Source organism: Shewanella sp. A22 (assembly GCF_053850585.1).
Window position 1 is genome coordinate 31,584 of record NZ_JBSQBN010000016.1, and the last position, 16,027, is coordinate 47,610.

Annotated in this window: 14 protein-coding genes; 8 read left to right on the plus strand and 6 right to left on the minus strand. The window is 40.1% G+C overall.

The features are described 5' to 3' along the window. Positions 1-137: 137 nt before the first annotated feature. The gene (locus tag ACWXWT_RS04965; protein ID WP_456040511.1) at positions 138-1,967 is read left to right on the plus strand and encodes a hypothetical protein; all 1,830 of its coding nucleotides are present in this window, start codon (positions 138-140) and stop codon (positions 1,965-1,967) included. 14 nt (positions 1,968-1,981) lie between these two features. Here ACWXWT_RS04965 and recQ read toward each other — a convergent pair whose 3' ends face one another. Continuing rightward, a complete protein-coding gene (gene recQ, locus ACWXWT_RS04970; RefSeq protein ID WP_456040512.1) occupies positions 1,982-3,829 on the minus strand; it encodes a DNA helicase RecQ in 1,848 nt (615 codons plus the stop codon). 200 nt (positions 3,830-4,029) lie between these two features. Here recQ and ACWXWT_RS04975 point away from each other — a divergent pair, with 200 nt between their 5' ends. Next, the gene (locus ACWXWT_RS04975) at positions 4,030-4,494 is read left to right on the plus strand and encodes a thioesterase family protein (protein WP_456040513.1); all 465 of its coding nucleotides are present in this window, start codon (positions 4,030-4,032) and stop codon (positions 4,492-4,494) included. A gap of 124 nt (positions 4,495-4,618) precedes the next feature. After that, a complete protein-coding gene (rarD, locus tag ACWXWT_RS04980) occupies positions 4,619-5,536 on the plus strand; it encodes an EamA family transporter RarD (protein WP_456040514.1) in 918 nt (305 codons plus the stop codon). Here rarD and ACWXWT_RS04985 read toward each other — a convergent pair whose 3' ends face one another. From ACWXWT_RS04985 to ACWXWT_RS05005, 5 genes are all read right to left on the minus strand, one after another. Then, positions 5,537-6,073, minus strand: a complete 537-nt coding sequence (locus ACWXWT_RS04985) for a PH domain-containing protein (RefSeq protein ID WP_456040515.1) — start codon at positions 6,071-6,073, stop codon at positions 5,537-5,539. Between the two features lie 481 nt (positions 6,074-6,554). Continuing rightward, positions 6,555-7,151, minus strand: a complete 597-nt coding sequence (locus ACWXWT_RS04990; protein ID WP_456040516.1) for a DsbA family protein — start codon at positions 7,149-7,151, stop codon at positions 6,555-6,557. Between the two features lie 151 nt (positions 7,152-7,302). Next, positions 7,303-8,559 (minus strand): alkaline phosphatase family protein, encoded by a 1,257-nt coding sequence (locus ACWXWT_RS04995; RefSeq protein ID WP_456040517.1) that lies wholly within the window; start codon positions 8,557-8,559, stop codon positions 7,303-7,305. Positions 8,560-8,651: 92 nt separating this feature from the next. Next, on the minus strand, positions 8,652-9,524 hold the full coding sequence (locus ACWXWT_RS05000; protein ID WP_456040518.1) for an alpha/beta fold hydrolase: 873 nt from the start codon (positions 9,522-9,524) through the stop codon (positions 8,652-8,654). A 32-nt stretch (positions 9,525-9,556) separates the two neighbouring features. After that, on the minus strand, positions 9,557-9,859 hold the full coding sequence (locus ACWXWT_RS05005) for an ArsR/SmtB family transcription factor (protein ID WP_456040519.1): 303 nt from the start codon (positions 9,857-9,859) through the stop codon (positions 9,557-9,559). Positions 9,860-9,964: 105 nt separating this feature from the next. Here ACWXWT_RS05005 and ACWXWT_RS05010 point away from each other — a divergent pair, with 105 nt between their 5' ends. The 5 genes from ACWXWT_RS05010 to ACWXWT_RS05030 all read left to right on the plus strand — a co-directional run bounded on the left by ACWXWT_RS05010 (position 9,965) and on the right by ACWXWT_RS05030 (position 15,753). Beyond that, positions 9,965-10,876: a permease gene (locus ACWXWT_RS05010; protein ID WP_456040520.1), complete on the plus strand. Its 912-nt coding sequence runs from the start codon at positions 9,965-9,967 to the stop codon at positions 10,874-10,876. 375 nt (positions 10,877-11,251) lie between these two features. Then, positions 11,252-13,213, plus strand: coding sequence for a putative bifunctional diguanylate cyclase/phosphodiesterase (locus ACWXWT_RS05015; RefSeq protein ID WP_456040525.1), 1,962 nt, complete (start codon positions 11,252-11,254; stop codon positions 13,211-13,213). Positions 13,214-13,311: 98 nt separating this feature from the next. Further along, on the plus strand, positions 13,312-14,058 hold the full coding sequence (locus tag ACWXWT_RS05020; RefSeq protein ID WP_456040521.1) for a sulfite exporter TauE/SafE family protein: 747 nt from the start codon (positions 13,312-13,314) through the stop codon (positions 14,056-14,058). A 22-nt stretch (positions 14,059-14,080) separates the two neighbouring features. Continuing rightward, positions 14,081-14,713 carry a flavin reductase family protein gene (locus tag ACWXWT_RS05025; RefSeq protein WP_456040522.1) on the plus strand — a complete coding sequence of 211 codons (633 nt, stop codon included), beginning with the start codon at positions 14,081-14,083 and terminating at the stop codon, positions 14,711-14,713. A 50-nt stretch (positions 14,714-14,763) separates the two neighbouring features. Continuing rightward, the gene (locus ACWXWT_RS05030) at positions 14,764-15,753 is read left to right on the plus strand and encodes a phosphotransferase (protein WP_456040523.1); all 990 of its coding nucleotides are present in this window, start codon (positions 14,764-14,766) and stop codon (positions 15,751-15,753) included. Positions 15,754-16,027 lie beyond the last annotated feature (274 nt).

The window sequence follows — 16,027 nt, forward strand, 5'->3', positions numbered from 1 at the left end:
GACTCACTACCCCATGTAAATCATGTCAATAAATACAACGAAACTCAGACCTAAGTCACTGCGCCAGTTATATTATTATATCTCTCGATATAAATAATCGTATAATGTTACCCCCCATGTTAAGTAGATGTATGACGATGATGTTATCAAAAAAGAATATTACGTATCACTTTAGTCGTATTGTTACATTAATCTTGGGTCTAACTCTGTATTTAGTCGTATCCCCTGCTTTCGCTCAACCATCACAACGTTTATTACTCTCCGACGACATCATCGACCAAACTCAACAACTGAGCATTCTTGAACAACTTAATGTGATAAACAATATCAATTCTCAACGATCAGACGAGGCAAAAGCACTCATTGATTCACTGGAACAACAACATGCTAACCGGCCATTATCAGACATAAATATATTGCGATTAAGCTTGTTACGTTGTTTTAATTTATTAGAGTTTGGTGAGTTTAATCAAGCGATAATCTTAGCGAAACAAGGAGAAATGAATGCAAGAGAATTTAAATACGACACAGCTCGCCCATATTTTCTACAATGTGAAGCTTCAGCACATCAAAGTCTTGGTAATACACTTCAAGAGCAACAACTCACAGAAGAAGCTCTTCGCTTAGCAAAGCGTTATTCTGAAAAGCAAGCTATTGTAAATAGTCTTTATGCCAGAAGTAGGCAAAATACTAGCTTAGAAAATTTTAATTCTGCCATTGAAGATTTACGTTATGCGCTAGATATTTTTGATGCGTCACAGACACAATTTCAGAATTGGTATTTATTGCCCAAATCGTATCTACAAGCAGAAATAGCCAACGTATTTTTCTCTATGGGCGATGTTGAAGAAGCATTACACTTTGCAGAACTCGCTTATAAAAACTCATCAACCTTTGGTAAACTTAGTTTTGCATTTGCGATTAATTTAGCGCGAATTAATATGGTGAAAACAGATAAAGCTCAAGTGTTATATTTCCTCAACAAAGCAGAAGCTGAAAATAACAAAAATACATCAGAAAGAGACCTCGCAACCGGTAATGCCTTATTGGCAAGTATTCGTCTATACGTTGGCGACCATGACATCGCCGAACAACTCTCACTATCAAGCATTGAGCTCTTCACTAAATATCAAGAACCCATTTATGTCATGCGCATCAAGCGTACATTGGCTAAGGTGTATTTTGCACAGCATAAAGATAACCAAGCCTTGTCTCTGTTAAATGACATCATTACACAAGCCACTGAGCTTAAGCAGTTTTCAGATTTAGAAGAGTTTAATCAAATACTCAGCCAATATTACGCAGAGCAGAATCAATTTGAAGAGGCTTATCAATTTCAAGTACAGCGTTTTGAAGCCGCTAAACAAGCTACTGCCAAGTTAAATAATGCCCACTTCATGCAATATAAAGCCAGAATAACTGCACAAAGCGAAGCTAGCATACCAGCAGAAAAACCACTGAGTCCTACCAATCAAAACTTGATTATGACAGCCCTTATTATCTTGTTACTGTCAATTGGATTGATACTCTTTTTGATACGAAAACCTAGGCCATCAGCTGTGGAACATGAGGAAGACAATCAACAACAACAGATTAATAGCATGCTCGATAATGCTAAACGCGGACATTACCAGCTAAGTATGTTACTCATCGACACAAGCCATATTCATCAAGCAGACATGCCATTTATTACGCCGCAACTGAAAAATACACTTAGAGAACAAGATCAGTTATTTCGCCATAGCGAAAATGAACTCATTATCATTCTGCCGCATACATCTTCAATTGGCGCAGAGAAAGTCGCTAATCAAATATCGCAAGTTCTCGGAACATGGCGAACCGAAGGAAGAGTCAATATAGGTGTAGCCAGTTTACAACAACTTGACAGCTTTGAGGTTTTGTTAAAAAAAGCGGTGTTAAATCAATTAAGCAAAATCAAATCCCAAGACCATAACAATCAGTTGTGATTGGAAAACAATTGTTAACCCTGCGTAAGATAATCGGATATTTCATCTAAAAAATCACCACCAAACCGATCAAGTTTAATCTGCCCAACGCCGTTTACAGCTAACATTTCGCTAGGGCTTGTGGGCAACATGACTGACATTTCTGCTAAAGTTGCATCGTTAAAGACTAAATAAGGTGGAATATCATTTTTCTCTGCCAGTTCACGACGCAATAGCTTTAAACGTGCAAACAATTTACGGTCATATTGCTGTGGCGTACGGGAGTTAGGCTTACGTTTAATATCAATTAATTGTATCCGAGGTTCAGCCAGCATGAGTGACACTTCTGCTTTCAATACTGGCCTTGCTGCTGGATTTAGTTTAATCGCTGAACCACGGGTAATATCCTGACTCATCAATCCTAAATGGATTAACTGGCGGATAACACTGAGCCAAAACTCAGTTGACTTATCTTTGCCTATTCCCCATGTAGATAACTTATCATGACCTCTTTCGACGATATTAGCCGCTTTGGAGCCACGTAATACTTCAATGACATGGTGGATCCCAAAGCGTTGCTGCAAACGATAAATACAAGACAATACCTTTTGCGCATCTTCAGTGCCATCATATCGCTTAGGTGGATCAAGACAGATATCACAGTTACCACATGGTTCAGATGCCACTTCATCAAAATAATTTAACAATACTTGACGTCGGCAGGTCTGCGCTTCAGCAAATGCAGCCATAGTATGTAATTTATGAAATTCGACTTGTTGTTGAGGTCCAGGTTCAGATTGCTCAATCAAATGCCTAACACGGCCAATATCCGCAGGATCAAACAACATATAGGCTTCTGCCTCTAGGCCATCTCGCCCCGCTCGACCCGTTTCTTGATAATAGGCTTCTATACTTTTAGGGATATCATAGTGCACAACAAAACGTACATTTGACTTGTTAATCCCCATGCCAAAAGCAACCGTCGCTACCACGATGTCAATTTGATCTTTTAAAAACTTGTCTTGAACGTTAGCACGCTCTTCTTGGCTCAAACCAGCATGATACGCCTGAGCATTAAATCCTTGTAAACGTAAACGCTCAGCGACCTCGTCAACTCGACGCCGGCTACTGCAATACACAATGCCGCTGGCCCCATTTTGTATCGTCAGAAACTGTCGTAGTTGATTAGTTGCATTAAGCTTTTCTGCCACAGTATAACGAATATTGGGTCGATCAAAACTCGACAATAAAGTATATGGTGTTACGCCTAAGCGTTCGCATATACTTAAACGCGTCGCATGATCAGCCGTTGCTGTTAAGGCCATTAAAGGTAAATAAGGAAAATACTGTTTTAACTGCCCTAATGCTGCATATTCCGGCCTAAAGTCATGTCCCCATTGGCTAATACAATGCGCTTCATCAACAGCAAACATCGAAAGTTCAACTGATTGCAGGCGTTCAATAAAATCCGGACGCAATAAACGTTCTGGAGATACATACAACAACTTAATCTCGCCAGCGTGAAGCTTACGAAGTACCTCAGCACTTTGCTCCCGCAGCAAAGAAGAATTGAGATAAGCAGCCGATACACCACTTTGTAATAAGCTATCGACTTGATCTTTCATCAATGAAATCAATGGCGACACCACTACTGTCACCCCTGGCAGGACAATAGCTGGCAATTGATAACACATACTTTTACCGCCGCCGGTAGGCATAATGACTAATGTATCTTGGCCTTGCAAACTTTGCTCAATGACTTCTCGCTGCCCTTCACGAAAGGCACGATAACCAAAAACTTGCTGTAAGCTTACCGATAATACATCTTGCTCGGTCGCGGCAGCATCAAGGGTTGAAATAGGTGTAGAAGTCAGAATATCCATTCACACTATGATGTCATATGGGGGACCGTCATTTTAAAGCACTCAGCCACAGATGTCTTGAAGCAAAATACGATTACTCGTAATTAGCAAACCAATGATGATTGAGTCTCACGCACTTTAGGGTTAGATTAATTACTCTATGTCAGTGATGACAACACCCTAAAACAAACACAATAATAAAAACTCGACAAGGATTGCTCATGACCTCATCTATTCAAACTCAAGTTTTACAACATGTTGCAGAAATATTCGATCAACAAGTTCCATTTCATAATTTACTCGGATTAGATATTAAACATTACGACATCGACGGGGTTGAGGTTGTCATAAAAATGAAACCTGAACTCATCGGCAATATTCATCAAAATATTCTTCATGGCGGTGTCACCGCTACATTACTTGATGTCGTCGGCGGATTAACGGTATTTGCAGGATTAGTTGCCAGTAAAGATGACTGGACAATAGAAGAACTACAACAACGCCTTACTACGCTCGGTACGATTGATATGCGGGTAGACTTTTTACGCCCTGGTCGTGGTGACATTTTCACTGGTACAGGCAGTGTTATTCGGTCAGGTAATCGTGTATCTGTATGTCGAATGGAATTACATAATGAACAAGGCGTTCACATTGCATTCGGTACAGGAACTTATATGGTGGGATAAAATAAGTACAGTGCCAATAAACCTGACATGCGCCCTATAAAAGAATTCGCTTAATCACTTGTGTCATCCAAAGTGGCGACCTACAATCGCCCTCTCTTTTCGTTTTACACATAATTGACTCACTATGCCTGATTTAGAATACCGTAAAGGGGTTTTTCTGGCAGTTTGCGCTTACGTTATTTGGGGTGTTGCGCCACTGTACTTTAAACTTTTACATGATGTCCCTGCGACAGATATATTAATGCACCGAGTCATTTGGTCATTTTTATTTATGATAATCATGATGCAGTTTATTGGTGGATTTGGTCGTCTGCGTCTTATCCTTAAGCAACCCAAACAACTTTTAGTATTGTTTGTCACATCGGTGCTAATTGCCGCCAATTGGCTTATTTTCATTTGGGCGGTCAACAACGACCATATGCTTGATGCAAGCCTTGGTTACTTTATAAACCCTCTGTTTAACGTACTCCTTGGCATGTTATTTTTAGGTGAGCGCTTGCGCAAGCTCCAATGGCTTGCGGTAAGTTTAGCAAGTGCAGGAGTACTGGTTCAATTGATCTCTTTTGGTTCAATTCCATTAGTATCGTTGGCACTAGCCGCCAGTTTTGGGTTTTATGGCTTATTGCGTAAAAAGGTAAACATTGATGCTAAATCTGGCTTATTGGTCGAAACTGCCATTTTATTACCCGTTGCACTCGGCTACTTATTGATAACGATAGACAGTTCACCTGTTAGCATGCTAACCAATAACCTCGATCTCAATTTACTCCTAGTGGCCGCGGGCATTGTTACCACCATTCCCCTTTTATGTTTTGCGGGGTCAGCAGTCAGAATTCCATTTTCGATTTTGGGGTTCTTTCAATACATTGGCCCGAGTATCATGTTTATCTTAGCGGTCAAATTGTTTGATGAGCCTTTCGACATAGAGAAAGGCATTACCTTTTGCTTTATCTGGGGAGCACTGGTGATATTTATTAGCGACATGGTACTGCAACGCCAGCGTCAACATGTTGCCACGAAAAAAGCCGCCGCAAAGGCTTAATCAATAGGCTTTTGATGCAGAAGCGCTGGCACGCAACTTTACTAGCGCTTTATCTGCATCGATTACGCTAACCATAATCATTTTATCTTGGCGAATGGGTAACATAATCACCTGGGCAGGCTTCGTTACCGACAATAAGGCTTTATCGCCATTATTTAATGAAAACCATCCCAAAGAATATCCTGGCATGCCCAAACCATTTGTGCGCCACTTAGCCGCGTATTCAGGCTCTTTAAGCAGGTTAACGACGCGAGCTTGTGCAAAGCCCACTTGATTAATCTCAATGGTATTTGAATACAGTGGAATATTAACCTGCAACTGTTTGTCATCCCACGAAATTGTACTACTAAACGACTGATAAAACGTAAATACAAATAAGCCCATTAAAGGTAACATTATCCCCAACGTTAAATACTTAGCGTTACTGGGAATGGGTTTGAAAAAAATAAATACCGTTAAACCAAGTAACCCTAACAACAGTGCAATAAAACTATATATCGCTCCAGAATCAAGAGGAGCCAGCTCGATAGCATTCATATAACCTCTTTATACTAATCCTTATTATACCAATCCTATTAAATATGTGATCTTTCAGCGGGAGTTCAAAGTGCTGTAGGCAAGGCAGATGATTGAAGCGAATAGTGGTTCTCGGTAACAAGCTCCTGCGTTACTCTACCTCCAGCATCTGACCGCCATGGATGGTGGGAATGTCTTATTTTTTATGGAAAAAAATAGACCATGCCGTCGTATTTTGAAAGCATCTAACGAAGCATAAAGGACTTTGAAACCCGCCAGAATGGAGTCTCTCAGGTATTCCACTTCTGTGTTACATCGATTTAAAAGGGAACAATTTCTACATCAATGTGCCTTGAATTGAAAAACCTGAGAGACTCTGAACTGACCAGATATTTAATGAGATTGGTATAATTGTAAGTGAATACTCACTATAACAATAAAGGCTCGCTCATGTAGCGGGCTTTTGCTGTTAACTCATAGGCAAGTTTTGGCTTGTTAGTTATTACTCACTTAATTTGTCGGCCAATAGTTCAAGTCGGTCTTGTCCCCAAAACTGTTCGTTATTAAATACATAAGCGGGAACCCCCAGAATACCGTTTTCGATAGCCGCCGCAGTATTAGCTTCGTATATGGCCTCTACATCGGCAGAATGTGCTTGTTGCAGTACGTTACTGGCATCAATATTAAGCGAGGTGAGTATTTGTTGAATAACGGCATCGTCTGCAATGTTGAGATCTTTTGCCCAACAAGCCGCCAATATTTGTGCTAAAAATCCAGCGACATTTTGCTGTGTTTGTTGCAGCACAATAGCGCACTTGTCGGCTAGGCTTGGGTCTGTGGGGAAAAAAGCAGGATGTAAATTCAATGCCAAAGCACGTTTTTTTGACCAACGAGTTAACTCAACCAAACGGTAATTTTGACGATTTTGAGGACGCTGTTTAACTGGCAACACCCCTAATTCAGCAAATAATTTAGGCAGCTTAATGGGTTTGTAATTGATACCCGCTTTGTGCTGTGCTGCCAACAAGGTAAATGTGTTGTTGCCTAAATAGGTATAAGGGGAAAGGCTGGTAAAATAATAATCTATTGCCGTCGTCATCGTTCGGGTTACCTTTGTTGTGGTTTATTTCTTTAGCATTAGGCCTTACACGCTCACCGTTAGTTCATCACAAGTGGGTAATACTAACTCCTGCACAATGATATTAATCAGTTAGAACAGTTTGTACCACAGGTATTTGATGGAAAGTAGATCACTTAGCGTCGACCAATAATGGCGTTAATATTGACAAGCGCCCATCAATAGGCTCGGTTATGGTTAACCCTAAAATATGTGCAATAAGTGGATACAAATGTATATTTTCAGCTTGGTCTATATGGTGCTCGTTAAATGCTGGACCTTGGGCATATAACACGGTGTTCATATCGCTAATGACATTTACATCATAACCATGCTTACCCACTAAACCTGGTGATGCATCGGTACTGGTTATGTAATGTTGGTTGCTCATTAATATTGCGTCACCAATCGATGGATTGTTGTTAAAGTGCAAATAAGTCGGGATGTCTTTCTGAAGATAAAATTGCAAACCAGGGATGTTTTTTACTATTGTTGCTAATGCAGCCAAATCTTGCTGCTTATGCTCCCCTGTTGCGGTTACTAATGAAAAAGCAGCATCATTATTAAAGCTAAACTTATCTTGTAAAGCCTCATTACCGGCAAATAACCTGTCGGTATATAAACGTTCAAACCCCTCAACATTTGCCATGCCATGATCGGATGTAATAATCACATTAACCTTAAATGGTAGCGCGTTTATTCCTGCCAATAGTTGCCCTATAGCTTGATCAACGTTCTTTACAGCTTGATGAGTGTTTTTCGATTCTGGACCATACAGGTGCCCTGCAGTGTCAACATCTGAAAAATATAATGTCACTAATTGAGGCCGTTGCTCTTCAGGTAAGTTAAACCACTGGAGTACTTTTTCTACTCGTTGATTATTTGGCGCATCGTCATTATATGGTAGCCAGTAGTCTGGTCGCTGACCTGCGATTTTAGCCTCTGAACCAGGCCAAAAATAGGTGGCACTTTTTAATCCCTGCTGGCCCGCTAATGACCATAGAGGTACCCCCTTATAAAAACGTCCGTCGGTGACGGCTTGTTTAATCTTCATGCTATAAGATTGCTGTAAAGCATGATTATAAAAATGGTTCGACACTATGCCGTGATGGGCAGGATAAAGCCCTGTAACCAAAGTAAAATGATTAGGAAACGTTATCGTTGGAAAAGACGGTTTAAAATGAGTAACTTGAGCAGCATGCTGAGCAAACTCAGTTAAATAATGTGGTTTATGTAAACTATTGTAATCGTATCGATAACCATCAATAGAGACTAATAATACATAGGGTTTTTCAAGCCGTGAAGACGCGGTGTCTACTGGCTTAGCCAGTACTAGGCTACTGTAAAATAAACAGCTAATAAGTACACATAAAATGGATGTTACACGCATGATGATTTTCTCAATAATTAGACACCATTATGATATCGGTTAAATGTGACAGCTTTATTGATCTTTACAGTAACGTTATTAAAGTTTGAAACTTACTCAATGCTACTTCTAAACGTAAAATAAGCCGTGAAGACCGCATTAGCAGCTTCAATTTGTGGATAGTGGCCTAAAGTGGGCATTTCGGTGATATTAGCATTAGGGATCAATTGACGATAACGATCAATCATATGTTTACCCGAAATCGGATCTAACGCACCCGCTATTAATTTTACTGGTATCGTACTATTAATCATCGCCCCTACCCAGCGCGCTCGGTATTGCTGCCGTTGAGTAATATAATGAATCAATTTATGCATCACCGACAGACCATCATTATGGTTTAGTAATTGCCATAGCGTGTTAATAACCTCTGGAGTAGGCTGTGTCGTCGGTCCAAATATACGTTGTAAGTTAGTGGCAAATTTTTGTTTGTTAATTAATTTACTGATCCAAGGTCCTAACGGTGACAACAATAAAGTCTGAATAAATAGCGGTTTATGGGTTTCAGGAAACAAGCCTCCATTTAAAAAACACACGCTTGCGATGTGCATATCATGATGACCATCGACTTGCCTTGCAAGTAACTCTTGCGCAACAGTGTCTCCGTAATCGTGAGCTAAAATATGATACTCATTGACACCTAGCTTGTGTAAAAACGCTTGATATATATCGGCTTGTTGGCTGATAAGATAGCGTGCGTCTTTAGGTTTGTCTGAAAAACCAAACCCCAACATGTCGAGTGTAATCACATAATAGTGCCGAGTAAGCGCATTCCACATACCTTCCCAGTCCCAACATGCACTAGGATAACCATGAATTAACAATAACGCTGGCGCTTGTTTACTTCCCGCCTGACGAGTAAATATTTGTTGACCGTTAATCTGCTCGAATTGTCCCTGCAGCTGCCATTCACTCAATGTTATCATTGTGACATTATTCCTTTAATCCGCTATCCTAATCATGCTGTCGGGGTCTGTTCATCTGCACAACATTCATCTTGTAAAAAGCCAATCACTGTTTGCAAAATATCATATTCGGCAATACAAAAAAGCGTTCTCCCTTCGCGGCGCTGAGAAATTAAACCCGCAGACACTAAACCAGATATATGATGAGATAATGTCGAGCCGGGTATTGCCAGCTTTTCTTGTAACCCACCCACAGCAATACCTTTATACCCAGCACGTACTACCAACTTATAAATCAACAAGCGAGTCGGATGCCCTAGTTCTTTCAATGCCTTAGCAATCGCTTCAATATCCATAAAAACATCCCAATCAACTCTATATTTCGATATTACTAGAAATATCTTGATTAAGCCATCAAACACATTTATATTTCGGTAATTCTAGAAATATAGATTTATATAATGCTAACCAATAATATGCTACAAGAAACATTAAATATGTTTGTTTTTTTAACGTTAGAGTTAACTACGCTCTTTCTACTAATTAGTTATTTAGTCGGTGTATTACAGATCTATATTCCGCCAGAAAAAATCCAATCAATACTCAGTGATAAACATGGAAAAGGCTATATTATCGCGGGGTTTCTAGGGGCTATCACGCCTTTTTGTTCTTGTTCAACTATCCCATTTTTAAAAGGTTTATTAAGAGCAAAAGCAGGTTTTGGCACCATGATGGTATTTCTTTTTGCAAGTCCGTTACTCAACCCAATGATTATTGGCTTATTTGCGGTGACTTTTGGCGTAACCGTAACTTTATTCTATTTTATGGTGGCAATGGGTGTGGCAATTATTGCCGGTTACAGCTTAGAAAAGCTGGGATTTGAAAAATACATTAGGCCCGAAGCCTACTTAACTCCTGCAACGAAAAGCGGTACAACTTCGTGCTGTGGAAAAGTAGAGCCTGCCAATAAATGGAAAGACATTTGGAATACCACTTGGGCTGACTTTAAAAAGGTACTTCCTTATTTAATTGGCGGTATTGCTGTTGGCTCGTTAATTTACGGATTTATGCCCACAGAGATCGTGGCTAAATATGCTAATGATAATAACCTGTTTGCGGTTCCTGTGGCGGCTGTTATTGGTATTCCATTATATATACGTGCCGAAGCGGTTATTCCGTTAAGTGCTGCATTGGCAGCCAAAGGGATGGGGCTTGGGGCTGTGATGGCATTAATTATTGGTAGCGCTGGAGCCAGTTTAACTGAAGTTATTTTACTTAAAGCCATTTTTAAAAATGCACTGGTGGCCACATTTCTTGCAGTGATCCTGTCAATGGCTATTTTATCAGGCTATCTATATCAAATTTTGTTTTAACGAATAACCTGTGTTTAAGAAGATATGAATTTTACAACTGTGCGTGGCAATGAAATACGGGGTAAAATTGTTAACATACCTTGTTCGATATGTGTCAGCAATAGCGCTGAAAAAATATACCACACAGGCTGGCTAAACGGTTTTTTTCACCTTTATAACTTAAGTTTGTTGCAAAGTACAGCTCCTGTTAGCGCATAAGTTGTTAATATATTTGCAGCCTTGTTATATAAAATTCAAGTCAGTTAACTCAAACTATTTTTATCCACAAAGAACAGTCGCCAATATAAGCAATACTTAATAATCATCTCGAAATTAGTATTTTTGAATATTAGACATATACTTATTGTTATCATTCATTTTGGCTGCATATTATTGATGAAAGCGCAGGTTGATCCACATGTATTAAATGACCATTTAAAATTACTATACCAAAATTCTATTCCTGGTATTGCTATTACGATTATAGCTTCTGCGGGGTTAGCGTTTGGGTTTGAAGGTAATTCGGAAGATTATCATAAATTGTTATGGTGGTTATTTGTGTCGGGGTTAATGTGTTTGCGAATCATTGATACGGTTTTGTGGTTTCGGCGATTCAATAAAGGCTTATTAGGTTGTCAAAATGACTTATATCGTTTTGCTACAGGTGTATTATTAAGCGCATTTTTATGGGCATTTTACTGTGTTCATTTTTATAACAAATCCACCATTGACGAATTATTTTTTTCCTTGGTGATTGTCTCCGCAATGGCTGGCGGTGCCGCCACTGTATTATCTGGCAACAAATTGCTCTCGCAAATCTATACTCTACTGCTATTAATGCCCTATTCATTACAAATGATACTTGGCGATAACCCTGCTCACCTACTTTTAGGCTTTCTAGGCCTCGCTTACGCAGTTGTCATGCTATCGGTGGCCAATACCGCGGCCAATTTTACTAAGCATTCTATTATGTTACGTAATAAGCATAATGAATTATTAAAAACCATGGAGCAAAAGGTACAACAGAGAACCGAAAAAATTACTGAATTAAGCCAATATGATTCGCTCACTCAATTATTAAATCGACGCGCATTTTTAGAAACAGCAAAGCAACAGTTGTCGCTAATAGGCACTAACAGTCAATATGCTATTTTCTTTCTTGATTTAGATGGCTTTAAACAGGTTAATGATAATTTTGGTCACCGGGTAGGTGACGAAGTGCTTATCGAAGTGGTAAAGCGCATTAAACAAGCTTGTCAGCACAATGAAATTATCTGCCGCTGGGGGGGTGATGAGTTTATTATCATGGCTCACCAAAGCCCTCTTTATCGTTTTGAAGAGCTTGCCATTATGCTAAAAAAGCACATCAACAAAGCGATTGTTACAACGCAACATGTCATTAATATGGATTGTTCCATTGGGATCGCGATGTACCCAGAACATGGGAAATCTATCTCCGATTTAATCAGTTTGGCCGATCTGTCTATGTATAGCCGTAAAGGTGTCGGCATTGATGATTTTGTGATGTTTAGTGGTGAGCTAGAGCAAAAAATAAAACATGAAATGCACTTAGGCAAAGGGATTGCTCAAGCTGTAAACGAGCAACAATTACGTTTAGTGTTTCAACCTATCATTGATGCCACTACAGGCAATATCGCATCCGTTGAAGCATTGCTGAGATGGGACTTTGAAGGAAATGCCATTCCTCCAGACGTATTTATTCCATTAGCTGAAAAAAATGGCGCCATTAAAGAAATAGGTTACTGGGTATTAACGGAGTCAATGCGCAAACTATCAGAATTACACGAACTCAAACAAGATTTAAAGATATGTATTAATGTGTCGGTGATTCAATTCGATGACGTCGATTTTGTCGCCAACATACACAATATTATTAACCAATACGCTATTTTGCCAGACCAGGTGCACTTAGAAATCACGGAGTCAGTATTCTCCCAAGACAAGCTAAAATTAATTGCAACAGTGAAAGAATTGCAGTTACTGGGCTTTATGATTTCAATAGATGATTTTGGTACGGGTTATTCATCACTATCGGTTATCCAAGACTTACACGTAAATACGGTGAAAATTGACCGTTCTTTTATTAATAATCTTCATCTTAATGGCATCGATATTGTTAAAGCCGTTATGGTAATGTCTCACGGCCTTGGCTACCATATTGTTGCCGAAGGTGTAGAAAACCAGCAACAAGCCGATACACTTACCTCTCTAGGCATTCATTATTTACAGGGTTACTTATTTGATAAACCTTTAGAATTTAATATATTAAAACAAAAGTTATTGTCTAACATCCCCGAGTTACCCGTGCCAGCTACTATACATCCGCTGAACACTTAACCTAACTTGTCTACAAAAATTAGCTGACAAGTTTGTAAAGGTCAGTGATATTATCCCAATAGACAAGACAATTCCTAAGTGGTAAATCAGGAGCACTGGTGTTAATAGACCCTTTATTTTGGTTAGTTGCGATTCCAGCAGTGTTGATCACCGGGATTTCTAAATCGGGCTTTGCTGGCGGCGCTGGTGGATTAACCGTTCCTTTACTCGCCCTAGCAATTAGCCCTGCTGCCGCTGCGGCGGTAATGTTACCCCTGTTGGTTTATATGGACTTTTTAAGTGTGCGCTCTTGGTGGGGAAAGCAAAACACAGCACAATTATGGGTTTTATTGCCTACTGCCATCATAGGAATCGTGATGGCTTATCTTGTATTTGAGCAACTAAATGAGCAATATTTACGCGGTATACTAGGGGGGATCTCACTAGGTTTTGGTGTTTACGGACTAACATTGGGGGAATGGTCACAACGTACACCATCCACATTTATTGGCCGAGTTTGCGGCACAATTGCGGGCTTCACTAGTTTTGTTGCACATGCCGGTGGACCACCATTAAATGCTTATTTAATTCCACTGCGTTTACCCAAAACAGAATACTTAGGCACTGCTGTGGTCTTTTTTGCCGTGGTCAATGCTGTAAAGTTAATCCCCTACAGTATGCTTGGACAAATTAACCTCGACAACTTATCGGTGTCAGCCATTCTTGCCCCAATCGCTTGGATAGGGGTTAAATTAGGGTTACGCATTCAAGATACATTCAATGAAACACAATTTAAGAAAATCATTCTTGGGTTGATGATAGTCGTCGGCCTGCGGTTATTGTGGACCGCTTTTATATCGTCGTAATGCATTATTAAAAGGACACGTTATGAGCACTAACAAGCGATTTTTTTATGAACCTAACAAAGGTCATGGCCTGCCACATAATCCACTTAATGCCATTATTGGTCCGCGTCCAATAGGCTGGATTTCATCGCGTAACGCCCAAGGCCAGCGAAATCTTGCGCCTTATAGTTTCTTTAATTGCTTTAATTACGATCCGCCAATTATAGGTTTTGCCAGCACTGGCTGGAAAGACAGTGTCGCCAATATTGTTGAAACAGGCGAATTTATCTGGAACCTCACCACTCGCAGTTTAGCCGAGAAAATGAATCAAACTTCGGCGGCGTTACCCCGCGGCGAAGATGAATTTGAATTTGCCGAGTTAACTCCTATTGCTGGCAACATTGTGAAAGCGGATAGAATTGCACAAAGTCCAGTCAACTTTGAATGCAAGCTGTCACAATGCATTCAATTAACGACCGCTAATGGTGGCAATATTGACACTTGGTTAGTGCTGGGTGAGGTGGTTGCTGTACATATTGAAAAACAATTACTAAGTGAAGATGGCATTTATCAAACAGCATTAGCTGAACCAGTATTGCGCGCTGGCGGTCCCTCTGCTTACTATGGTATTTCAGACGAGCTGCGTTTTGATTTGCATCGTCCGACCCTAGGTTAAGGATCACTAGCGGGCAATATATCAACCCAAATCACTTTAACGAGACGGCTTTGAATATTCCAAATAGTCTTTCACAACAAATTAGCCACTCAATTGCGGCGACAGCTGTCACCCATGTTGAAATTATTCAGCCACTTTGGGGCGGTTATGGACAACTATTTCGAGCATATGTAACGGACAAACCGTACTCATCTGTCATTGTTAAACACATTTGTTTACCTCAACCAACATCACACCCTAAAGGTTGGAACACCCCGTTATCACATCAACGCAAGCTAAAATCTTACCAAGTAGAAGTGAATTGGTATCAACACTATGCCAACGTTCATGCTGAACACTCAATGAGTCCATTACCGAGCTGTTTGCACGTTGAGCAACACGCCAATGAAATACTATTAGTGTTACAAGACTTGCAGACTATCGGTTTTACTCAAATCAGAAAAACCGCCACACAAGCAACAGTACATGCTTGTTTATCATGGTTAGGACATTTTCATGCGAAGTACATGCATGTAAAACCTAAAGCACTATGGCCAATTGGCACATACTGGCATTTAGATACACGGCCAGACGAGTTTGAAGCTTTGGCAGATGGCCCACTCAAATCGTCAGCAGGCCTTATCGATCAGGCTTTAAAGCAATGTCATTACCAAACCTTGGTGCATGGTGATGCAAAATTAGCTAACTTTTGTTTTAGTTCCAACAACCTTGCGGCTGCAGTAGACTTTCAATATGTCGGCCAAGGGTGTGGAATGAAAGACGTAATTATGCTGCTTAGCAGCGTATTGAATTATAACGAATCAGACAGTGTGATTAATCAATATCTTGAGCATTATTTTGCCGCGCTAACACAGGGGCTAGAAACGTTTCAGGCTCACATCAACCCGCTTGAAGTGCAGCAAGCATGGCGTCCTTTATATTGCGTGGCATGGGCTGATTTTCAGCGCTTTGTTAAAGGTTGGAGTGTTGAGCATGTTAAAATTAACGCTTACACCGAAGCATTAACTGACCAAGCAATTAAGCAATTAAGCAAAATGTGAAGCCAATCGGCAGCGTTTATATTACAGCTAACCACGTGTCTCACAACGAGAACAAGCTAGCTAAAGTGAGAAACGTATTATTGTTAACTCTTCGTTCCTCGCTCTCAACCTCAACTAGAATAATAACGTTTTTATTATTCTAGTTGGTATTATACCAATCCTATTAAATATGTGATCTTTCAGCGGGAGTTCAAAGTGCTGTAGGCAAGGCAGATGATTGAAGCGAATAGTGATCCTCGGTAACAAGCTCCTGCGTTACTCTACCTCCAGCATC